10 protein-coding genes are annotated in these 24,635 nt (G+C 35.3%); 1 reads left to right on the top strand and 9 read right to left on the bottom strand.

Features of this window, described 5'->3' with window-relative positions:
• Positions 1 to 15 precede the first annotated feature (15 nt).
• On the bottom strand, positions 16 to 3,192 hold the full coding sequence (locus QMO11_RS01700) for a SusC/RagA family TonB-linked outer membrane protein (protein WP_282035734.1): 3,177 nt from the start codon (positions 3,190 to 3,192) through the stop codon (positions 16 to 18).
• 574 nt (positions 3,193 to 3,766) lie between these two features.
• Here QMO11_RS01700 and QMO11_RS01695 point away from each other — a divergent pair.
• Positions 3,767 to 7,816 (top strand): hybrid sensor histidine kinase/response regulator transcription factor, encoded by a 4,050-nt coding sequence (locus tag QMO11_RS01695; RefSeq protein WP_282035733.1) that lies wholly within the window; start codon positions 3,767 to 3,769, stop codon positions 7,814 to 7,816.
• Positions 7,817 to 8,060: 244 nt separating this feature from the next.
• Here QMO11_RS01695 and QMO11_RS01690 read toward each other — a convergent pair whose 3' ends face one another.
• From QMO11_RS01690 to QMO11_RS01655, 8 genes are all read right to left on the bottom strand, one after another.
• Positions 8,061 to 11,588 carry an alpha-L-rhamnosidase-related protein gene (locus tag QMO11_RS01690; protein ID WP_282035732.1) on the bottom strand — a complete coding sequence of 1,176 codons (3,528 nt, stop codon included), beginning with the start codon at positions 11,586 to 11,588 and terminating at the stop codon, positions 8,061 to 8,063.
• A gap of 102 nt (positions 11,589 to 11,690) precedes the next feature.
• Complete coding sequence (locus QMO11_RS01685; RefSeq protein ID WP_282035731.1) at positions 11,691 to 13,937, bottom strand: glycoside hydrolase family 3 N-terminal domain-containing protein; 2,247 nt, start codon at positions 13,935 to 13,937, stop codon at positions 11,691 to 11,693.
• 203 nt (positions 13,938 to 14,140) lie between these two features.
• Complete coding sequence (locus tag QMO11_RS01680; protein WP_282035730.1) at positions 14,141 to 16,987, bottom strand: family 78 glycoside hydrolase catalytic domain; 2,847 nt, start codon at positions 16,985 to 16,987, stop codon at positions 14,141 to 14,143.
• Between the two features lie 106 nt (positions 16,988 to 17,093).
• Complete coding sequence (locus QMO11_RS01675; protein ID WP_282035729.1) at positions 17,094 to 18,209, bottom strand: glycoside hydrolase family 88/105 protein; 1,116 nt, start codon at positions 18,207 to 18,209, stop codon at positions 17,094 to 17,096.
• A gap of 94 nt (positions 18,210 to 18,303) precedes the next feature.
• Positions 18,304 to 20,211, bottom strand: coding sequence for an ulvan lysase-like protein (locus QMO11_RS01670; protein ID WP_282035728.1), 1,908 nt, complete (start codon positions 20,209 to 20,211; stop codon positions 18,304 to 18,306).
• A 387-nt stretch (positions 20,212 to 20,598) separates the two neighbouring features.
• Positions 20,599 to 21,621 (bottom strand): transaldolase family protein, encoded by a 1,023-nt coding sequence (locus QMO11_RS01665; protein WP_282035727.1) that lies wholly within the window; start codon positions 21,619 to 21,621, stop codon positions 20,599 to 20,601.
• 161 nt (positions 21,622 to 21,782) lie between these two features.
• A complete protein-coding gene (locus QMO11_RS01660; protein ID WP_282035726.1) occupies positions 21,783 to 23,825 on the bottom strand; it encodes a transketolase family protein in 2,043 nt (680 codons plus the stop codon).
• Positions 23,826 to 23,904: 79 nt separating this feature from the next.
• A complete protein-coding gene (locus QMO11_RS01655) occupies positions 23,905 to 24,570 on the bottom strand; it encodes a transaldolase family protein (RefSeq protein WP_282035725.1) in 666 nt (221 codons plus the stop codon).
• Positions 24,571 to 24,635: the final 65 nt, after the last annotated feature.

Below are 24,635 nucleotides of genomic sequence, written 5' to 3'. Positions count from 1 at the left end.
TCTATTTTAGAATGATTAGAAATTCACTTTTAAACCTAAAGTAAATCGCTTTGGAACTGGGTAATTACTATTATCAGCATTTGGCTCAGCTTCTGGGTCACCTACTGTTACTTCAGGAGCATAGGTAAGTAGATTGTTTCCTTGCAAATAGAACCTTAATGATGATAAGCCTATTTTATTAACAAAATCTCCTTTTACATTGTACCCAAACTGAATGGATTTTAAACGCACATAATACGCATGTATTCTTGCTTTCTGTCCCATATTCCATGCACCCCATGCTCCATATTCAGCGTCTCTTTGTTCGGGCGTCCAAACTTTTTCTGCTCTACCATTAAACAATATACCTTGCTTATCAATATTAGCTATTGGAGTACCCCAAGCGCCAAAAGTACGAGATACATGAGAGTTACCTTGAATAAGAAAGTTACAATCAAAGTTTTTGTAAGACATTCCTGATGATAAACCAAAAGTATAATTTGGTCTACTTGTATAACCGTGAGGTACAGCGTCATTTGAATTTATAACGCCATCTCCATTAAAATCAAGAATCATATCAGTACCTATAGTCTGCAAATTGTTATTTGCTAACTTATAATTTATCATATCGTCCATATTCTGGTAGTAACCAATATTATATGACGAACGCGTTTGATCAATAGGCATTCCTGCTAACTTCTGATAATCAGGTGTAAGTATTGGGTCATCTCGTTCGGTAATTCTATTCTCATTAAAGTTAAAATTACCCTTAGCCCATACATTAACCTCATTGTAAGTTTTTTTCCAGCCTAATTCTATTTCGTAGCCATGTACTTTTGTTGCTCCAATATTAAGTGGTTGAATTTCTTGACCAAACCATGAACCAACAGCTCTTCTACCCATTAAGATACCATCACGCTCTTCGGCGAATAAATCTACACCTAAAGTGAACATATCTTTTAAGAAACCAAATTCGAAACCAAGGTTATGTTTTATTGAGCGTTCCCATTGGGCATAAAGGTTAGGAACTTTACCTTCTTGTATGGTGTTTACACTCCCTGAACTTGTCATATCACCAGTATTAGCATTTTTATCTTCTGTATATTCAGATAAATACAACCAATTAGACCCGGTATTATCATTTCCACTTTCACCATACGAATATCGAATTTTAAACTGATTCATCCACGGTGCAGCTTGCTGCATAAAAGATTCGTTGGCTACATTCCACCCCAAAGCGAAAGCCGGAAAAAAACCAAATCTATTTTCTGGAGCAAATTGTTCTGAACCTGTATAACCAGCATTAAATTCAACCATATACTTATTCCTGTAATCATAAGTTGCTCTACCTACCCAATCCTCTTCATAATGAGGGAAAGATGCTCTTGTTTGACTTTGACGTCTTTTAAAGAGGGCTAAAGCCGTTACATTATGAGCATTAGCAAAGGTCCTGCGGTAGTCCATTTTAATTTGATACATATAATTCTTACGTGGCATACCATTTCCAACAGTACCTCCATTTCTAGTACCATTATTATAAGCAGGACGTACAATAGTTTCTTGATCTTGTGTTTTATTTATATATCTAATCCACTCGTAATCATCCTCACCAATTCTATTAAATATAAAATAATCCGCTGCATCCTTCATAGTACCATTAGCATACTGAGCCTCATTATTATAAGATATTAATGCATCAGCAGATAAGCCTTGTGTGATAAAACCTAAATCTTGTTTTAGAGTAAAATCAGTATTTAACCTATGCTTAGTAGTAGCATTTACACCACTATGATTATTAATAAAGTAAGGTGTTTGCTCACCTGGTTGTATTAAACTACCACCAACACGATCACCTTCGTATGGCCAATTAGCATCAGGGTATTGTGCAACAAATTCTGCGGGATAAACCATAGGTGAATCGTATGGTGCATTATATAATACATAATTTGGTAAATATTGATACGTAGCACCTGGCTTATTTGTAGAACCAATAAAACCACCTGCCGAAATAGACACTTCAGTGGTATTTGTAATTTTGAAATCGAAGTTACTTCTAAAATTATACCTATCGTAGCTATATCCTGGATCATACTGATTCTGAGTAGCTCCTTCTTTAAATACACCATTTTCAGAAACTGCTCCTAAAGAAACAAAGTACTTAACTGTTTTTGTTCCACCACGAGCAGAAATATTAACCCTTGAATCTAAAGCAAAGTCATCAACCATATATTCAGCAGGATCAACATCTGGATAAATGTAAGGCAAATCTTGATTCTTGTAATGTGCTAAGATATCATCGCCAAGAACCTTACCCCACTCTTGTCGGTTGCGGTAAACTTTATTTAAACCAACCCATGTATTATATGAGTCTTCAAGATCTCTTTTTAAGGAGGGTTTAACTAAGGTAGCTTCTGCTTGTACAGAGATTTCCATACGCCCTAACTGACCACGTTTTGTTGTAACCAAGATAACACCATTGGCACCTTTAACACCAAAAACAGCTGTTGCAGAAGCATCTTTAAGCACCGAGATACTTTGCACCTCATTTGGATCTATATTATCCATACTACGTTCTACCCCATCAATAAGTACTAGTGGCGTATTGTCTCCGCCAAAACTAGACATACCACGTATGTATATCTTTGATTCTGCACCACCCGGAACACCCGATTGCTGAACACTTACTAGTCCAGGTATTTGACCCGCTAAAGCATTTGTAACTGTTGTTTGACCAGTTTGTGCTAAAGCTTCGCCTTTTACTTGCGAGATTGCACCCACAACACTCTCTTTCTTTTGTGCACCATATGCTACAACCAAAACTTCTTCAACACCAACTGTTGCTTCTTTTAAGGCAACCTTATATGTAGATGTAGCTCCTATACTCACTTCCTGAGTTAAATAGCCTATAAAAGATATAAGTAAAGTGGCATCACCATCATTAATTGCTAAATTAAAATTACCATCAAAATCAGTAATTGTTCCTCGGGTTGTCCCTTTAATCATTATAGCAACACCAGGAATTGGCTCACCATTATCATCGGTTACATTACCTGATATATTTCTAGAGTTGTCTTGAAGTATATCGGATGATTCAATATTACCAGCTGCTTGTAAGCTAGCAGTTGGTAGTAATGCAATTAGAAAACATATTTTAAAGGAGAGTAACATTTTCCAAAGTCTTCTAAATAAGGAAATTTGTTTCAAGTTTTTCATAAATTAATTTTTTGTTCATAATTCTTCTTGACTTAAAAATTCTACAATCAAGTTTTAAAGTGTTAATATTCCTCAATCATATTAAGCTATATTAACACAGTCTGAATTTGTTTTACGTCATGGGCACCTTTCATTTATAGTTTAACACGATACGAATATAGGTGCGCGACATTTCACATCTGAACAGTATTGTCTCATTACTAGAAAATTAGTTGCAATTATAAATCATGTTGCAACTGATGCAACATTAGAATCATGAAACCTTTAGCTATTGCGCATACATTATAGTAATTTTAAATTTTAATTTTAGTAACACTTGACGATATTTTTTAACAGTTTATTCATAATATATGGTATATAGTTAGCAACTGTTTAATTTTAAACTATAACTCTAATCCAAATTCTTTAAGTTATTTTTTTAGAGTTCTGTAAGCATAATAACTACTGTATAAAAATAATCATACTTAGAAAGTGAATATCATCCTAAAAAATTACACATTAACACATTTAAAATTTATATGATGGATATTTTTAATCTCCTAAAAGTTATATTTGAACTTTAAATTATCGCTCTATGAAAAAAAATCAACTACCTATAATATTAGGATTTCTTTGGGTAATTCTAAGTTCTAATATTTCTACCAACAATATTGTAATAAGACAAATTTCACCTGAAGGAGGCTATAGTAGTAAATCGATTAATTCAATCACTCAAGATAAATTTGGTTTTATATGGATGGCTTCTTATAACGGCGTTATCAGATACAATTCAAAAGATGCCCAACAATTTGTATATAATCCAAGCTACGAAAATAGTCTTCCCAGTAATACCATAAATAATGTGACCTGCGACAAAGACAACAATATTTGGGTTGCTACAAATAATGGAATAGCTAAATTTAACCGAACAACACAAAATTTCGAGAAAGTAGACTATACCTACGAGAACGGTGCAATAGCTCAGAACGTAGTACAAAACATTATTATAGATAGTCAAGATAAAATTTGGGTAATTGACAACATGCACTTTGGATACTTAAACCCTAACACACAAATATTTACCAGAATTAATCTAGGCCCCAAAAATAAACCAACTTATATGCACCAAGACAGTAATCAAAATATATGGATTGGTGCAAACGACGGTAAGATTTATTTGGTAGATACAAAAAATAACACGATCAATTTTAAGAAGAGAACATTACATACGAAAGTAAATACAATTTTTGAAGATGAGCATACCTTATGGGTGGCTCACTTTCCGAAAGGATATGTTAGATATTCTATTGATGAGGACCTAAATCTCAAGGATATAAGTACAGGTAATATACCTACAGAAATATTAAATAGTACCGTTAGAAAAGTTTTAAAGGATAGTAAAAATAGAACATGGATTGGCACATATGATGGACTATATATGATCCACAATAAGCAGGTTACAAAATTAAATACCGAAAAATCAATACCCTTGATACACAACTCAATATATGAGATATTTGAAGATAATCAAGGTGGTATCTGGATTGGAACCTGGTCAGGAGGTGTAGCGTATATACATCAGTCAGATAATAACTTTACTTATTATAAGCATCAAGATACTCCAAGTAGTTTAAGCAATAATATTATAAGCTCTTTTACAGAATCGTCTCATGGTAATATATATGTTGGTACCGAAAAGGGAGGCTTAAATTTATTTGATAAAAATAAGGGTACATTTAAACCAATAAAACTATTAAATAATAAAAACCTAGATAATGTTAATGTTAAATCAATTGCCATTGATAAATATGATGGAGTGTGGGTAGGTTGTGCTTTTAACGGGCTCTTTTACAAGAGCAAGTATCAAAAAGATTTTATTAACTACAAACGAAGTAGTAAAGAGGGTTTAAACATATCTGGCCGAGGAGCACTATCTTTATGTCCATGTGATTCTGGAATGTGGATTGGAACAACAAGAAGTGGTCTCAACTATTATAGCTTTAAAACAAAACAAATAAGCTTTAAGAGAGATACTCCTCCATTCTCAATTATTGAACATCAATCTATTCGTTCTTTATTTATTGATTCAAGAGATAACCTATGGGTATGTACATTTGGTGGCTTATATAAAATACACTTACCCCTTGGCAGAATTAGTTCTTTTACAACTACCTCTACGGGAAAGTATAGAACCAAGGTAAATGAATTTAATTATGTTAACGAATTGTCTGATGGAAAAATATACACTGGTACTAATTCTGATGGAATAAATATATATGACCCTCAACATGATAGTATCTATTCTTATCACGCAGATGGTTTGTTACTTAATAAAGATGTCTATGGAATTATAGAATCAAATAACAAGGATATTTGGGTTACTACAAATAATGGAATTGTTGCAGTTAAAAGCAATAAACCGCGATTATTTCAAGCAAATGATGGCTTACAAAGTAATATGTTTAATCCAAACGCCATATACAAAGATAGAGATGGAATACTATATTTTGGAGGCACTAATGGCTTTAATACTTTTAATGACAAACAAATAAACACAAACACACGCCCTCCAAAAATTCTGATTAGCGAAATAAAAGTAAATAATACCAAAGTCATAAACCCAAACCAAATAGATAGTTATCAATACGAAGGCATGTCATTAAGCCCCGGAAAAAACTCGTTATCTGTTCACTTTACTGCTGATAATTATTTACTACCAAAGAAAAATAAATTTAAATACAGGTTGGTAAACTACGTTAATGAGTGGACAGAAGCAAGCTCAGTAAATACAGCTAATTTTGTTAACATACCTGCAGGAGAATACACCTTCGAGATTGTTTCAAGTAACAATGATGCGGTATGGAATCCTAGGGTGACCCAAATTCCATTTATAATAGAGCAGTATTGGTACAAAACAAACTTAGCTATTCTTCTATACTTTGTTTTATTTATGTTCACTGTTGGGTTCTTTATCCGTATATCCATAAGTAAGTCCAAATTTCAAAGAGAACTCAGTTTAGAAAAGATAACACGCGAAAATCATGATGAATTAAATGAAATGAAACTGCGTTTTTTCACAAATATCTCGCACGAATTTAGAACACCACTTACACTGATAACACTTCCTATCCGAAAACTATTAAAAGAACCCAATTTAAACCCCGACCAAATACAACAACTAGAAACAGTTAATAGAAATACCAATAGATTACTCCAACTGATTAACCAAATAATGGATATCAGAAAAGTGGAAAAAGGACAAGCTAAAATTGATTTAATTGAAATTGATATTGTAAAACTTTTAAAGGAATGTTCTCTTGATTTCCAAGAAGAGATTAAAGAAAAAAACATTAACCTTAACTATACAAATACGGATGATAGTATTCTAATTGAAGGAGATGTGGCTAAACTTGATAAGGTTATTTACAACATTTTATCTAATGCATTTAAATATTTACCAGAAAATGGCACCTTAGAAATACACATTTCAAAAGCTCATGAAATATCAAGCACAACTATATTCCAAAATCAATTGAGTTATGGTAATTGTGAAGCACCTGACCGTGTTCAAATAAGCATTACTGACAGTGGTAAAGGTATTGACAGTGAAGATATGTCGAAAATTTTTGATCGCTACCAACAAGGAAAGAAATCTAATACAAAAAACTCTACGGGTATCGGCTTAAGTCTTTGTAAGGAATACACACTTATGCATAATGGGCAAATCATAGTGCAAAGTACACCTGGTAAAGGAAGTAAATTCACCATTGTTCTTCCTATGAAACAAAAGGCCCAAAAAGTGTATTACAATAGCCATAATGTGATCGATAATTTAAAATCGTGGACACCAAAAGCTGAAGATATTACAACATCTACCCCTACTGCAACTAATAAAAAAATAAACATATTAATAGTTGAAGATAATAATGAATTAAGAGCATATATTAGCGAATTGTTAGAGACGTATTATACCATAGAAACTGCTACTGATGGTTCTGAAGGTCTTGCTGTGTTAAACTCAAAAGAAATAGACATAGTAATATCTGATGTGATGATGCCCATAATGGATGGTTTTGAGTTATGTAAAACCATAAAATCACAAATCGAAACAAGTCATATCCCTGTTATATTATTAACAGCACTATCATCTAACGAAAACACATCCTTAGGTCTTGAACACGGTGCTGATGCCTATCTTTCTAAACCTTTTGATGAGAAATTACTATTTAGCCAAGTAAAAAATCTACTGCTTCAAAGAATTAGATTACAAAAAAGCTATGTAAAGAATTTTATAGCACATAAGCCCATCGAAGTGGGCGAAGTAGATAACTACTTTTTAAAGAAAGTAAATACTATTATTGAAGAGAACATAACTAATGAGCAATTCTCGGTTGAGCTACTTGCTGAGAAGATTGGTATTTCGAGAAGTCAGCTACACCGAAAAATGAAGCAAATGACTAATATGACCAACTCCGACTATATTATGATGGTTCGCATCAGAAAGGCTAGTGAGCTATTGTCTAAAAGAGAACATACTATTGATGAAGTTGCGTTTATGACTGGGTTTAACAGCCATTCTTACTTCTCTAAATGCTTTAAAAAGATACATAGCATTACACCTAAAGAATTTGTACAGAATCTTTAGATATACTCGAAATAACAAGCCCCTTAGCTCTTCTGTTTGACAGAACTAAGGGGCTTTTATCTTACTATCCAATTACTATTTGTTGTATTACATATTTTAAAAGAGCTCAAATTATAAGATACAAAAGGACAAAAAAATACTCTATGCTAGATAAATATGGTGGTGGCAATTTATCGTTTGCATAGAGTACTTTGTTTAGGGAATTATTATTTAATTCCAATGCTTATACTAAACCAAATTCATACTAAAATGAACTTACTTTTATGCTTATAATGTTTACACCAGGGTTCAGTTGAATAGAACCATGTTGAACATTTACAAACTCATTATTTATACTCACCTCGTCTTCTGGTGCAACTTTTAGTTGAAATGCTCCTACCATATTACCTGGGAGTTCTACTGTATATTCTTTAACGCGCGCACCTCTTTTAGCGTAAGTACAATTTATTAAACCTTTAATGGTTGGAACAGTAATAGATGATTTTTTAAGATTTCCCATTTGCGGTGCAATAGTTACGGCAGAACAACCCGCTTTTAGCGGTTTTATGCCCCACATCTCGCGAGGAATTATATTTGCAGGAGCGGCACCCCAAGCATGGTTCCAATCAGTATTACTTTTATATTTAATATCCCAAGCCTCTAAAGTAATTGTAGATCCTACTTGAATCATATTATACCAACTTCTATCATCGGTAGCTGTCATTAAATCTAATGCGTATTGATCCTCACCAGCTTTATATAAAGCCTCTAGTAAATATTGCGCACCATATACACTACAGGCCATACCTCTACTTTTAACGTGCTTTACAACACTTGCTTTTCTCGATTCTGGAACAACATCAAATGCCAGTAGAATCATATTAGCGTGTAATGAAGCATGCTCCGTGCCAATTCCATCAACATAATAACCTTGTTTCTCATTAAACAATTGCTCATTTATCGATTTCTTCACCCTTGCTGCTCTATAAGCAAAATCGAGTGCTTCTGAAGGTTTATTTAATAGATTTGCAAATTGTTCCATTATAATCATATTATGATAGTAAAAACCGTTTACTACGGTGTTTATTGGTTTCATCACATAATTATCTCTTTCCCCTGGTATTGGTCCTTTTCCACCAAAGTTTTTAGCTGCTGGTGGCCAATCTACAATATCTTTTAAAACACGTGTGGTATCTTTAAAACCTAGTTTTTTAATTAATTCAACATTATGATTGGGCGATTTAGTACTGATAAAACCATCTTCAACCTCTAAAGACATCAAGGTCTTTACTTTTAAACGCTCATAATATTTCTCAATAAGTTCAGTGTTGCCCGTGTACATGTAATCTTGATACATCAACATGGCAACATGCAATTGCCATTCTGTTGGCCACGTAGGTTTGCTTACAAAAAAGTATTCTATTGTTTTGCGCGCGATGGAATATTCATTATCAACACAATAATGACTTAACTGATTTAAATAAGCATCGGCCTCGTAAGGAATTCTTTCACGATCTCCATCAACATAATAACCTGCAAACGAAGTTGCTTTTTGAGAATATTTACACAAATCCCAAACCTGATTTAAAATGGAGTTTGATGAACTAAAGTCACTATTTTTATCATTAAAAAAATAGAAATACGCTTCCTGTTCAATATTCTCGGCAGTAAGATTTTTAGCTCCTACAATTTCGGCATATCTAAAAGGTAACAATACCGGAAACGAATCAGGTAATGCAACTGCCAAGTGATTTGTATTTCTCTCATCGGCCACTAATGGTAATTGATATGTAGTTTTTCCTGGCACTACTTTTAGCTGTACTTCTTCGTAACGAATTTCAGCACCCGGATTTCTATCAATTTTACCTCCTTCTAATTTTTCGCCAACTCTAATGGTAAGCATTTCGGGCTGCTGCACACTATAATTTAAGTTTATTGTAGCAAAAGCCGCTTTGCCGAAATCTACAAAGTAAGATCCATCTTCGTTTTTTGTGAAATTGAAGGGCTTAATGTTTTCTATTTGAAAGGCATTATGCGTTGTAATTTTATCGCCCCATTTGCCCGTAGTAAACTTTTGAAAATTAGAATACTCAGCAACTCTATTATCGCCATCAAAATATCTAAGCTTCCAGAAATAAGATGTATTTTCTTGTAACGGCTTTCCAGCATACTCTACATTACTCGATTGCGAACTTCTAACGTTACCAGAATTCCACATATCTCCAATATTCTGATCAATCAAAGATTTAGATGAAGAAACCAATATTTGGTAACCCTTTTGATACTTTGCGCTAGCAGGAATAAACCACGCGAACTCGGGCTTACTATCTATTACTTTGATACTACTCGGATCGCGAATATATTCAACCGTTAAATTAGTTGCTGCTTTGGCAAATGGATCGGCATAACGCTTTGCCAACTCATCATTCTTAGCACGAAACTCTGCTAATTTTTTCTTATACTTTGCTTTACCAGCAAGATTTTTAATCTCGTGCGGATCCTTTGTTAGATGATATAATTCTTCTGAAGACTTATCGTTTATATATCTAAAATATTTCCATTCAGCTGTTCGCACACCTTCACTCGGAGGTATGTTATCAAACTCCCAAAGGTGCTCTATTAAAATTGTATCGCGACCAATTGATTCTTCTTGTCCTGATACGATAGAAACCAAACTTTCTCCTTGATACTGACTAGGAATCTCTACATCAGCCAAATCAAGTATCGTTGATGGAATATCAATATTTAAGGCCATATCATCAATATCGAGATGCTTATCGGCACGCGGATCAAAAACAATTAATGGAACACGAACCGAGTTATCGTACATAAGCCATTTTCCGGCTATTTGGCGTTCTCCTAAAAACTGACCATTATCTCCTAATAAAATAATTACCGTGTTTTCGTCTTGCCCATTTTCTTTTAACTTTTCTCTAATTTTGGTAATCTCCAAATCAACACCATAAATCATTCGGTAATAGCCCTTCACGCTATGCTGGTATTTCTCAGGAGTATCATAACGCCATCCCCATCGTAAACGATTAAAACCATCTTTAACTGGCTGTGGTAAAGCATCAAAGTACTTATCTTCTGACAAAGCTGCCTTAGGAAGATCTATATCATTATATAATTTACCCGGTTCTTCTTGCCAAAAATATTGCAATGGAGCCCCATCATGAGCGTGTGGCGCACTAAAACTTAAAGACAAACAAAATGGTTTATCCTTAGGTGCATTATCAATAAAATCAAGTGCCTTTTGTCCGGTATATCTAGTTAAATGAACCGTATCTTTACCTAAAGTTTTGTAATAATACCCACGGTAATCTTTATACCTGTTTTCTCTATCATAATCTTCGATCTCGTCGAACATTTCCTCTTTGCCTGTAAACTTAACACCAAATTTACCATAGAAACCAGTATAATATCCCGACTCTTTTAATAAACGCGGATAAGCTTCTTCCATTAATTCGCTGCGGATTTCACCACTTTGGAAGGTGTAACGATGTGTACGCTCATGAACACCAGTAAATAAACTGGAACGACTAGCTGAACAGATAGGCGTTGTTGCTATTGCTTTGGAAAAAAATGCTCCTTCCTGAGCCAATTTGTCCATTTCTGGCGTTTGAATTTCTTTATTACCGGCATAGCCTAGAGCATTCCAACGCTGATCGTCGGTAAGGATAAATATTATGTTCGGCTTTTCTTTACTTCCGGTTTGAGCCTTTATTTGCTTTACGCAAATAGTACTTAAGCACATGAGTATAAGAAAAAAATGCACTCTAATTCTTTTCATAATTATTAGTTTTATTCATGCTTTGTAAGATATCGTTAATAATTAAAGGGCAATGCCAAAATCAGCTGTGGCTGACGACTATAGCAATACCCTGTAAAATATTTATTCGTAATAAAAACTTGCACTTTCGTAGCTTGCGCACGAACTACCAATGCGTAGTTCAAAATCACCTTTTTCAGCTTTAAATTCCATATCTGCTCCTGTAAAGGCAACATCATCAATTGAAATTTCGAAGGTTACTTTCTTTGTTTCACCAGGATTTAACTCAATTTTTTGGAAGCCTTTTAATTCTTGAACAGGACGAACCACCGAACCAATTAAATCCTTAAGATACAATTGCACAACTTCTTTTGCCTTAACTGTGCCTTTGTTTGTAATCTCAATAGAAGCTTTAATTGTAGAATGATCGGTCAGTTTGTTATCTGATAATTGAAGGTTTAAATACTCAAAAGTGGTATAACTCAAGCCAAAACCAAATGGATATAAAGGCGTAATATCTGAAAACAAATACGACTTTTTGTAATTGATTTCTTTCTGGCTATAATGAAATGGCAGCTGACCAATGTTACGTGGCACAGTTACAGGTAGTTTAGCAGAAGGGACTGAATAACCAAATATTGTTTTTGCAAGCGCCTCGTCGCCAAATTCACTTAATTCCCAACAATCTAAAATAGCATTGGCATTTTCGCTTATGGCATTAATGGCTAATGTTCTGCGGTGCTTAAGAACCACAATAATAGGTTTGTTTAATTTCTTTAATTCCAATAATAATTCATCCTGATGACTCACAGGATCAATACAATCGCGGTCTCCAATGGCATTATTAAAAAATGCTTCTTTTGAGGTAAATTCATCACCCCCCGCAAATAAAACAATTACATCAGCATTGCGTGCCACTCTAGTAATTTTAGAAATACCTTTTTTACAATCCTTTTCAGATGTTAATGTAGGTGCTCCTTTAACTCCGTTGGTTAATGCATAACCTTTTTCGGCAACAAAACTATAATCTGAACCCGCTACTTTTTTGAATGCTTCGATGGAAGCAGGGGACAAAACCGGACCAACCAAAGCAATCTTGGCCTTCGCATTTTGCTTTAATGGCAGTGTACTTTTCTCATTCTTAAGTAATATGATAGACTCTAGATCGGCATCATGCGCCAACTGAGTAGCCTCGGCATTTCTTGTTTCATTTTTAGCCTTTGCCACATCAGCATAAGGATTATCGAATAAACCAAGAATAAACTTAGTACGTAATACTCGCTTCACTGAACGATCGATATATTTTTCTAACTCCGGATTTGATTCTACCATTTTTGGTAACAAAGCATAAGCATCATCGGCATATAAATCAACATCCATACCTGCTTTTAATCCTATTTCGGCAGCCGCTTCGGGAGTTTCTGCTACTTTCATAAAATAATGTAAACGACCTATATCGTTTGCATCAGAAACCGTATATCCTTCAAAACCCCATTGATCTCTCAAAATATCAGTTAACAACCATTTGTTGGCATGAGATGCTACGCCATTAATATCGGCATGCGAAGCCATAATACCTAGAGTATTGGCTCGTTGTATCGCAGCCTTGAATGGAGGGAAAATTTCATCAATTAATGTTCTTGGCGAAATTTCCATTGAAGCAAAATTCTTTCCTCCTTGAACTTGAGCATATCCTGCAAAATGTTTTGTAACGGCACCAATATGTGTACTGCTTAATCCCGTAAAATTACCTTGTAGCCCTTTTACTGCACTCACCATCATTTCAGAAACCAAGTGAGTATCCTCACCAAATCCTTCGCCCATTCTACCAAAACGAGGATCACGAGCAATATCTGCCACTGGAGAGTGCGTCATGTGTAATCCGCGCATTCTAGCTTCCTGCCCCATTACATTATACACTTGATAAACCATATCTTTATTCCATGTAGAAGCCAATGATATTGGTCTTTCGAATCGAGTAGTTCCTTCGGCATCAACACCATTGTACGACTCGGTAATAAACATAGATGGAATGCCTAAACGGTTATTTTCTATAATATATTTCTGCAAAAGGTTATTTAGCTTAGCCGATCGCTCAGGAGAATAATGCTCGCCTGGGTTTTTAATACCTGCCGCGCCTAATTTCAATCTTTCTTTAACGTAATCGGACAACACTAAATTGTCGTTCTCATCAAGTTCGATACCTTTATTGGCATGAAATATTCTCATTTGAGCCACCTTCTCGTCAAGCGTCATTTTCGCTAATAATTGGTCGACTTCTTTTTCAAATAGCTTTTCGTTTGATTTTGTACTCGTAGTACAGGAAACAGCTAATAATACAATCGTAATAAGTAATAATAAATTCTTCATTATATTTTTGTTTTTCACCCTGTTTGGAAACTTTATTCGAGTTTAAAACTATATCATCCCATTGGGTTATTCTGCCATTTTTGTAGAGTAAGCTAGCAATTTAAGTGCGTACTATTACTACGCACTTAAATTTGTTGCACAAATGCAACATCAGTACAAATGAGCTGATATTCATACCTATGGGAAATCAGCTCATTTATTCGTTATTCAAGCTCCTTTAAGGAATACTCTATTAAATATTCTCCCGAACCTAATACTAATTCACTAGAATTATGAGATAATGCAACATGTTTTTTTCCATTAATACTTAAGGATGATAAAATGATATCATCAGTATTAAATATTGCCTTAGTGTTAAACGGTATTGATAATTTCATACTCACAATACCATCTTTTTTATGCCATGTATTTTTTATTTGACCATATGGTGTAGGCACACATACTTTTGTTTTTGATATAGCTTGTGGAGCCATTGGATTCACAGAAAAGTTCTTAAATCCGGCACTCTTAAACAAGGGTTTTATTCCTCCTAACGATTCATAAAAATAAGCCGCAAAACCACTATGCATCGGATGATTTAATGAATTAGTTAAGCCTTCCATTTCATCCCAATAAAACTGACGTTCTGGCCAAGTAGTAAAACCATAATTCATAATATAAGTTTGACTTGGAAAGGTTGGGGTGGTTAATAGTTTATAAGCTAAATCAGCTTTTCCGTACTTGGTTAAAACCGTATATATGTACCTATTACCATGTATTCCTGTAGCATGATGCCCTCCCTTTACCGCTTCAATATTGTAAACTAAACCATCGATAACAGATTCTATTTTCTCGTTTGAAACCATACCAAATTGAAGAGCCATAACCGTTGCTGTTTGACTACCGTACCATAAATGCCCTACCAAGGGAATTCTTTCTAGATATTGCTTGTCGAAAGCCTCTTTTAAAGCTACTTGCTCCTTTTGTAAAGTTTCTGCATATGCATCATCCTGAGTTAAGGATGCAAAAGATTTCATTACGCCAAGTATATCATAGAAATATGTATTTGCCGAAACAACCGGGTCACATTCCATGGCTTTAGGATTCTGTCTCCTATCCCATAGCGGAGGACACCAATCACCCATTCCATTATCGATTATACCATCCTGATTTTTAAACGATAAATAATAATTGGTAAGTTGCTTCATTTCTTTGTAATATTCCTTTACAATTGAGGCATCGCCATAATACAGATAATTATACCACGGCAAATAGATTGCTGCAATCCCCCAATCGAGTTTTGCAATACTAGATGTTCGCTTTCCTGGAGCTATCATCGTAGGCACTAAAAAACGTTGCGTTGGATCATTTTTACCAGGAGTAGGACGCATTTGGGTACGAATGTCTTCCATATATTTTTCATAGAACGTTTTCATATCGTAATTGTACAGTGCATACTCGCAAAAAGCATGTGCATCACCGAGCCAACCGCATTTTTCGCGATGCGGACAATCTTCCGGAATTCCATGCAAATTATCAACAATGGTCCATTTACTGATGGTGTCCATTTTATTAAATAATTGGTCCGAGCTTGCAAAACTACCGGTTTGTTCAATATCGTTGGCAACCACAATGGCCTGTATAATATTCACATCTGGATTAGTACTTATGCCACTTAGCTCAGCATATCTGAAGCCATGATACGAAAATTTAGGCTCCCAACTTTCAAGGCCTTTACCCTTGCAGATGTAAGTTAAAATTTGAGCCATACCATTGGCACCGCCGCCCGTTGATCCTAAAAATATATCATCACCCGCCTGCGTTAAGGCTTCGGTTGTTCGAATAGTAATCACCTGGCCTTTTTCTTCTTTTACATTGATCTTAACCCAGCCAGCAATATTCTGCCCGAAATCAACAATCCATTTCCCACTTGGCGATTTAAAAACCTTTTTCGGTTCCAAAGTATACAATCGCTTAATTGGAGGCATTTGGTTAGCACTTACCTTATTTAATTTGGGAGAAACAGTTTTTACTTTACTCCATTTCTTATCGTTATAATTTACTTTATTCCAGCCCTGTATCTCGTAACGTGCATCGTAGGTATCACCTCCGTAAATATTATCAAATACAATAGGCCCAGTAGAGTTTTTCCAAGATTCATCAGTCAGTACCTGAGCAGTACTTCCATCGTCATATTCTATATCTACCATTAACTTAACAGCAGGTACCCCAAAAGATAGATCTCGCTCCGATTCTGGATCTCGTTTCCAACAAATACTCTGACCGTAAAAGCCATTTCCTAGAATTATTCCTATGGCATTTTTTCCTTTACTTATTTGATCGGTAACATCGTAAATTACATAATAAGCTTGCTTATCGTAGTTAGATGGTGCCGGATCTAAAACATGATCGCCCGTTTTTTCTCCATTAATATACAGTTCATAATAACCTAAACCACATATGTACGCGCGGGCACGCTTAACCTTTTTTGTGGTATTTATTTCGTTTCTAAAATAACCTACAGCATGACTCGTTACTGATGTAGGCTTTTTCATTCCTGATGTTTTATAATCTCTAAATCTGTGTTCTGAGCGTCTATCATCCTTGCTCAAAGACACCCATTTTGCCTTGTCCCAATCGCTGCGATCTAATAATCCCATTTCGAAACTATTTATAGCTGACCACCCAGACTCATTACCTTCTTCGTCCCAAATCTTCACCTTCCACCAATATTTTGTAGCTGAACCTAAAGCTTTTCCGCTGTAAAGTATATTGATAGATGCTGAACTCTTAACCTTACCGGAGCTCCACATATCTGCTTTATCCTCTGATAAGAATTCCTTTTGAGATGCCACAATAATTTGATAGGCTGACTGCTCTTTATTGTACCCTGATGCCTGTACAATCCATGAAAACTTAGGATTTGGCGATTCTATTGCAATGGGATGTAACTGAGAATTACATTTTAATTGAAGAAGTTTTAAATTTTGAGCTCCTATATCAATAAACCCAGAACATACTACTAACAAAAGAAGTATAAAAAGGTGAGATGTTTTACTTTTTGAATCCATAACCGTATATAAATTAATACCTGATTAAAATAAAATAAGGGGCTATTATTATCAGAAATAACAGCCCCTCATCTTTCGCTAAATCAATATGATAATTTGAGTAATTCTATTTTTTATCTGAAACTAGTTGGTACATCTCAGCACCTGCACTTAGAAATGCACCAGCTCCATAAACCTCTGTTTTATCGGCCCAAGCATTCCCAGGAGCCGCGCCAATTGGTTGCACATATCCTAACATACCATCTGCAGTGATATGACTTACTAAAGAATTCCATCCTTTTATGACACTTGGTTCATAGGTTTCTTTGTCCAAGATACCATTATTAATTCCCCACGCTAATCCGAAAACATAAAATGCAGATCCACTAGTTTCCGGAGTTGGATAAAACTTATCGCCTAGTAAACTCATGGCCCAATGTCCTTCTTCTGTTTGAATACTGATGAGTTTTTTAGCCATTTTTTTATAAATCTTCAGGAAGTATTTATACTCACTTGAAGACGGATCAAATTCGTCCATTATATTGGCTAAACCAGCAAATACCCATCCGTTACCTCTTGACCAAAATATTTTTGTGCCATTATCTAATTTACCCATATAACCCTGATCGCGGAAATACAGATTTTCTTTTTTATCAAATAAGTAATCAGTAGTGGCCTTAAATTCTCTCATTAAAAAATCGCGATACATCTCATCGCCCGTAATATTGTATAACTTAGCCCAAACTGGAGGTGCCATAAATAATGCATCGCACCAACTCCATCTATCGTGTTTATAAAACTTATTTCCCTTCCAAACTAAAGATGTTTGCGCTGGATGATAATTTATATAAGTGAGTTGCTCTTTTGTGGGTTCAATCATCTTTTCATCGCCATATTTGCGATAAAGCTCAATATACATCTGACCTACAGTGTGGTCATCAGCATGATACATACGATTGTATAACTTATATTCGTTTTCCTCACTAATCTTCTTCATCCACTCCCAATAAGAATTGTCATCGGCCATATCTGCCCATTTCACCATACCTACATATAGTGCTCCATTAGTCCAATGTAATGGGTGATGCGGCCCATTTTTTCCACTAAAAGTATCACCAAAGTGTTCTATTTGCCAATCGGCAACACGTTTCATATCTTTTTTAATATTATCCGGACTTATATCCTGAGCAGATAAACATGCCATTATAGAGAATAGCATTGTTAGTACATAGAGTTTTTTCATAACGCTTGAATCTATTTTATTTATTTTTTCTGAAAATTCGGATTGCTTAATTATTGTTTCCAACCCACCTAAATTTGGGATGGAGATTAATAACTTATATCACTTGTATTTTAATATTGATGTTTTGCTTATTTTCTATAGTTGCTAAAATGGGTAAGGCCTCTACTCCGGGAACCATATTAAAAGTTCTGGTTTTGGGCATATCCTTAATTTTTAAAGACACATTAGATGTGATTACAACTGTACCTGTTTCTTTCTTTATTCTAATTTCGTTGCTTGTAAGCTGTTGAACAAGTTCTGATGATGCCGAAATAATTGGTAAAACAAATTGCGTTGCATTTTTAATACTTTCGGATGTTTTAGCAAATATCTGCACAAAATCAGTCGCCCACTTATAATCGATTTCAAAATTAGATGCCGTACCACTAACTTCTTGATTATTTTTATCTCTTAACTTGGCTTTTGCCACGCTTGTAATGACACCATTGTTATCACTTGAGGTAATTTTTGCCGTTAAATCAAAAATATTAGAATACCAATGATCGTCCTTAAATGTTTCTATACGAGGCGTAAGAGCTATATCTTCTCCTGGAGCAGGCTGTTGGTTACGCACTTCCACCAATTTATAGATAGCCATACTACCTGCAAGTAACAAACCTACTTTATTATGATATAAAGCCGAGATTACCCCACCTGTAGGATGCTTATAATCACCATCTTTATAAATAGCATCGTATGCCGTTATGGTTCCACGCCAATCGCCACGAGCCAATAAAGTAGTGTCCAACTCATCATAATGTTTAATTCCATCAGCGACAGCTCTAGGTAACGGTGCTCTATCATTTAACTTAGATAAATGTGCCCAATGATCTAATAATGTTGTAAGTGGCTTTGCATGAGCAAATGTATGATGTATGCATGTTTTAATACCATGACTAGAATAATGGAGGCCACCCTGCAACAAACCATCTGCAGTGCAACGCTTAAGCAGTTCAGTATTTTTAATGGCAGCGGTAGCAAAAGCGGGATTTTTATGCGCCATCATTGCATATGAAATTGAGCTTCCATCGCAGGTTCTACTCCCCCAATATGTCCATTTATACTGACGTGTACCCCAACTATTATCCCAACCACCATCAGGCATCATAAATTCTAAATGGCTTTCTAAGGATTTAGACACTATTTGTAGCAATTCTTCATCTCCCTCGTGCAATGCATACATTACAATACTGTTCAACGATTCTTCTACATTATAGCCTAAATCAACTACAGGAAGTCCTTTTGCGCTAATTTTATCACTTGGTTTTCCTTCGCCATAAAGCAGACCATTTGGATGTGTAAAAAACTCTTTTACTCCACTGGCCAATTCTTTACTTCGGTTTATATAAATGGGTTTGTCTAATACCCTACCAATTAAATTAAGCGCATATATTGCTGTAGCGCCATAATTGATATTTGTAAAAGTTAAAGTGAATTTTTTATGGATAAACTGTGCTGCTTCGTCTAACCGTTTTTTCCACGCCTGTACCCTAGCCTCATCGAGCAAATCGCTATGGTAATATAAAGCCTCTGCTAAAGAAATAGCACCAAAAACAGTAGTTCCGTTCCACGACTTTGGATCCAGTGCATTGGACCAACTGCCATCTGGCAAGGTGACATTATAATTGGCCCATTCTAAAACGGCAATACCTGCTTCCAAATACTTATCCTCCCCCGTTTGTTTAGCCATATATAAAAAAGGATATACAGCATCCATGCATCGCGCATGCACCACATCACATGTTGGACAAACCAATAATCCATGTGATTCTGGTTCAGGTGGAATAATAATTTGCTGTTTAAGCATACCATCGCACCAATCCTTTAATAAATCAAATACTAATTGTTTAAATTCATTTGAATGCTCATTTTCTCCTTCACAAGAACTCATTAAAGCTCCCATTGGTAATGATAATCCTATTCCTGCTAAAGCAGATATTTTAAAAAAATCTCTACGCTTCATATTTTTATTTATAAGACCTTTGTTAAATAGTTCTTATATAAAACAGCCTACAAAAATAATATCAGACCTGCTTTATAAAATAATTTATAGAGTAAACTTAGCTGAATACATAGCCTAAACTTAATACTACAGTTCTATTACTAAAAGTATAGTTGCATTGATATTCTCATTGTGTCATTTATGCAACATCTGTTATAAAAGGGCAGAATAATAAGTCTGATAACGCATTTATATCTTGTACAAATAATGAAGCGGTGAGAGACGTTATTTTACAAATTGACTCTCGGAGAATTATTAAGAGAAAATCAATTTGTAAAATCATGATATTGTTTTACCTGAATAATTTGCGAATTATTCAGGTAAAATTATAGGAGCTGAAAACCGACGCTATAAAACTTCAAGTTTTACTAAATCCTGAACATCGAGCATACCCACGGGTTTATTATTGGATGTTACTATGATATTATCAACTTCCTTTTCCTTAAAAATTTCAACTGCTTGGTGCAACTTTTCATTGACATCAATTACTATCGGGAATTTCATATCGAAATCTGACATACACATTGATAATACCTTTTTACCTTCAGAACTCATACCTCTACGCAGGTCGCCATCCGTAAAGATACCTTTAATATTACCCTCAGAATCCACTATTGTAACAGCTCCTGTGGCTGACTTTGTCATTTCTATGGTTGCTTCTGTTACCGTTGCATTTAAAGAAACAATCGGATTTTTATTACTCAGTACCTCGCCAACGTGTAAAGTCATTTGACGCGTGTGATTTACAAACTGTTGGGTACCAATACTAGTAAAGCTATTGTTGTTTAAATTTTTAAGTATGTTCCAAGGGATAGTTATATTATGAGCGCCTAATTCTGTTGCATCCTTAATATGCTCTGGATACCTTACCGAAGAGAACATTATCTTACTATCGTAATCATATTGATTTACCAGTTTAACACATTTGTCTACCAAGTTAAGCGCATCATAACCCTGATCTTGCATACGCCCAACAAGAACACAAACATAATTAGCACCGGCAGCCATGGCCATATAGGCCTGTTGGATATTGTAAACTAAGTGTATATTTACCATGATACCTTCGTTACGTAGCATTTTACATGCCTGAACAGCGATTAATGAAGCCGGAATTTTAAATACTGTTTTTTCTTTATCTAAACCCAAAGCCAACAAACGTTTTGCCTCTGCCACAATTTCTTCAGCACTATCGCCTAGCGCTTCAATCATTAAAGTGGGTACTATTTTTGATAATTTTAGTATTGCGCCATCAATATCGGTTATGCCATTTTTGTGCATAAAGGTTGGCGTAGTCGTAAGTCCATCTATGAAGCCTAATTTAAAGGCTTCTTCAATTTCAGCAATGTTTGCCGAATCAAGATACAGTTCCATACAATTTAGTTTTGAAACAAAGTAGCTGTTACAAAAGATACTTACTTTTGAAACAGCTACTTAATTATAGTTTGTTATTAATTAAAGCCCAAAGGCATAAGAATATTATTGTAATCAAGGTTCAAATAATGTTAACCTTCTGTTTTATATCAGTTGGATATTTATTGCAAAACTTCGCTTAAAACATTTTGCTTAACCTGCTTGTAAACATTTTCGCCGGTAAACCCTAACTTTTTATCAAGAATGGTATATGGTGCTGAATATCCAAATGATTTTAAACCCCAAACAAATCCATTTTCTCCAACAAGTCCCTCTAAATTAACCGGCAAACCTGCTGTTAATCCAAAACGTGGTACTCCTGTTGGTAAAATTGATTGCTGGTATTCTTTAGTCTGTCTGCGGAATAAACCTTCGGATGGAACTGAAGCTATTCGCACTTTAACACTATCTTCTCTCAATAACTTAGCACCTTCCACTAGCGTTGATACTTCTGAACCACTTGCCAATAAAACAACATCGGGTTCGCCAATACAGTCCTCGATAATATATGCTCCCTTGCTTGATTGTAAAGCTTCTTCGTATCTATTCTTTCCTGGTAAATTAGTAATATTCTGACGAGATAAAATTAGTCCTGTTGGCGTTGATACATTTTCTAGGGCCATTTTCCACGAAACAGTACCTTCGATAGCATCGGCCGGGCGAAGAACCAACATTGAGTTGTGTCCATGATGATTTTCGAGCTTTTCCATTAACCTAATTTGTGCTTCCTGCTCAACAGGTTGATGTGTAGGACCATCTTCTCCAACTCTAAAGGCATCGTGTGTCCATAAATAAATTACAGGTAGCCCCATTAAAGCGGATAATCGAACGGCTGGTTTCATGTAATCCGAGAATACGAAGAATGTACCACACACTGGGATAATTCCGCCATGTAAAGCCATTCCATTCATTACACAAGCCATGGTTAATTCACATACTCCAGCTTGTAAAAACGAACCTGAGAAATCACCTTTTGTAAAGGCTTTGGTTTTTTTAAGGAAACCGTCCGTTTTATCTGAATTAGATAAATCGGCAGATGACACAACCATATTCTCAATATCATCGGCAAAATAAGATAATGCTGTGGCAGAAGCTGCACGAGTAGCACTATTGTCTTTTTGTTCTATTTTTGTATAATCAAATTCGGGTGCTTTTTGAGAGAAAAAGCGATCTAATTTTTTGGCTAAATCTGAATTCTCAGCCCGCCATTTTTGTTCTGTTACTTTCTTTTCTTTGGCTATTTCAAGAAGCTGCTTTTTCCGCTTGGCATAAAGGTCAGCTACTTCTGGGAATATTGCAAATGGATTTTCAGCATCACCACCTAGAGATGCAATTGTTTTACCAAAATCGGCACCTGCTGCTGATAAGGGTTGGCCATGTGTAGAACACTTCCCTTCAAAATTTTCTCCTTCAGATGTAACACATCCTTTGCCCATTATTGTTTTACCAATAATTAAGGTAGGCTTGTCTTTGCATGAATGTGCAAAATTGATAGCTTCTCTAATTTGATTGGCATTGTTTCCAGCAATGGTAATAACTTCCCAACCCCATGCCTTATATTTTTGTGCGGTATTTTCTGTTGTTACCTCCTCAACACTAGTTGATAACTGAATATCATTGGAATCGTAAAACATTACAAAATTGCTCAATCCCAAATGACCGGCAATGCGACCTACTCCTTGCGAGATTTCTTCTTGTACACCACCATCTGAAATAAATGCATAGGTTTTATGCGCCATCCAATCACCAAAACGTTCCACCAAAAAGCGTTCTGCGATTGCAGCTCCCAAGGCCATTGCATGCCCTTGTCCAAGGGGCCCTGATGTATTTTCTACACCACGCATAACATCAACCTCAGGATGGCCTGGTGTGACACTTTCCCATTGTCTAAACCCTTTCAGGTCGTCCATGGTATAATTACCTCCAAGTGCAAGTGTAGAATAAAGCATAGGCGACATATGTCCTGGGTCTAAAAAGAATCGGTCTCTATGTGCCCAATTCATATCTGACGGATCGTAATTTAAATATTCGGTATAAAGAATATTAATAAAATCGGCACCGCCCATGGCACCCCCTGGATGACCCGACTTTGCTTTTTCAACCATTGCTGCTGATAATATTCGAATATTATCAGCAGCTTTTTCTTGTAATGTTTTATCTGGCATAACTGTTCTATTTTTTATAATTGAATAAAGGCTCTAAGCGAAAAATAGAGAGATAATAAAACGCTCGAACCTTTATTCTTTAAAATTCTATATCATATAATCCTTCGGCGTCTTTCTCAAACCACTCAACACTCATATCTGTCATTGGGTGACTGCGAAGCCTTTCTAAAATTTCGAAGCTAATCGTAGCCGCCTGACTTCCCATCATGCTAACTCGATGAACCTGATCTACTGTTTTAAAACTTGCTGCTAAAACGCCTGTTTTTAATCCATACCTTTCAATATTCTCTACTATGTTTCCAACTACTTCGATACCATGCGATGATATATTATCTAATCTGTTCACATATGGAGCCACCCAATCAGCACCTGCTCTAGCAGCTACCAAGGCCTGTTGCTGGGTAAAAATGGCTGTTGCTGTTACCTTAATACCTATGTCTTTTAAAAGCGACATGGCTTTATATCCTTCTTCGGTAACTGGTATTTTAGCATAATAGTTATCGCCCAAACTAAATTTGGTTTTATAGGCCTTTGCCTCTCTAACCATATCTTCTGCCTTGTTACTGATCATTTGAACATGTAACATTTTATCACCCACTAGTTCAATCAACTCAGGAAGAATAACCGACATTGGTTTTCCTGCTTGAGCAATTATTGTTGGGTTTGTAGTTACCCCTTCCAATGGAAAGTAGTTTAACAGTGTTTTTAGTTCTTCGATATTTGCTGTATCTGCTAAATAAATCATCTTATATAGTTTATAATTATTAATATGACAAAACTACATATAGTAGGCTTGAGAATAGATGATAA

The sequence above is a fragment of the Saccharicrinis aurantiacus genome (assembly GCF_947489045.1).
Lineage (GTDB): Bacteria > Bacteroidota > Bacteroidia > Bacteroidales > Marinilabiliaceae > Saccharicrinis > Saccharicrinis aurantiacus.
Note: the sequence above shows the minus strand (reverse complement) of the source record. Positions and strands in the feature narration are given on the sequence as shown.

Bases quoted from the DNA above. Each gene is read 5' to 3' on its own strand.
- QMO11_RS01700 (WP_282035734.1), bottom strand. From the start codon at position 3,192: ATGAAAAACTTGAAACAAATTTCCTTATTTAGAAGACTTTGGAAAATG.
- QMO11_RS01695 (WP_282035733.1), top strand. From the start codon at position 3,767: ATGAAAAAAAATCAACTACCTATAATATTAGGATTTCTTTGGGTAATT.
- QMO11_RS01690 (WP_282035732.1), bottom strand. From the start codon at position 11,588: ATGAAAAGAATTAGAGTGCATTTTTTTCTTATACTCATGTGCTTAAGT.
- QMO11_RS01685 (WP_282035731.1), bottom strand. From the start codon at position 13,937: ATGAAGAATTTATTATTACTTATTACGATTGTATTATTAGCTGTTTCC.
- QMO11_RS01680 (WP_282035730.1), bottom strand. From the start codon at position 16,987: ATGGATTCAAAAAGTAAAACATCTCACCTTTTTATACTTCTTTTGTTA.
- QMO11_RS01675 (WP_282035729.1), bottom strand. From the start codon at position 18,209: ATGAAAAAACTCTATGTACTAACAATGCTATTCTCTATAATGGCATGT.
- QMO11_RS01670 (WP_282035728.1), bottom strand. From the start codon at position 20,211: ATGAAGCGTAGAGATTTTTTTAAAATATCTGCTTTAGCAGGAATAGGA.
- QMO11_RS01665 (WP_282035727.1), bottom strand. From the start codon at position 21,621: ATGGAACTGTATCTTGATTCGGCAAACATTGCTGAAATTGAAGAAGCC.
- QMO11_RS01660 (WP_282035726.1), bottom strand. From the start codon at position 23,825: ATGCCAGATAAAACATTACAAGAAAAAGCTGCTGATAATATTCGAATA.
- QMO11_RS01655 (WP_282035725.1), bottom strand. From the start codon at position 24,570: ATGATTTATTTAGCAGATACAGCAAATATCGAAGAACTAAAAACACTG.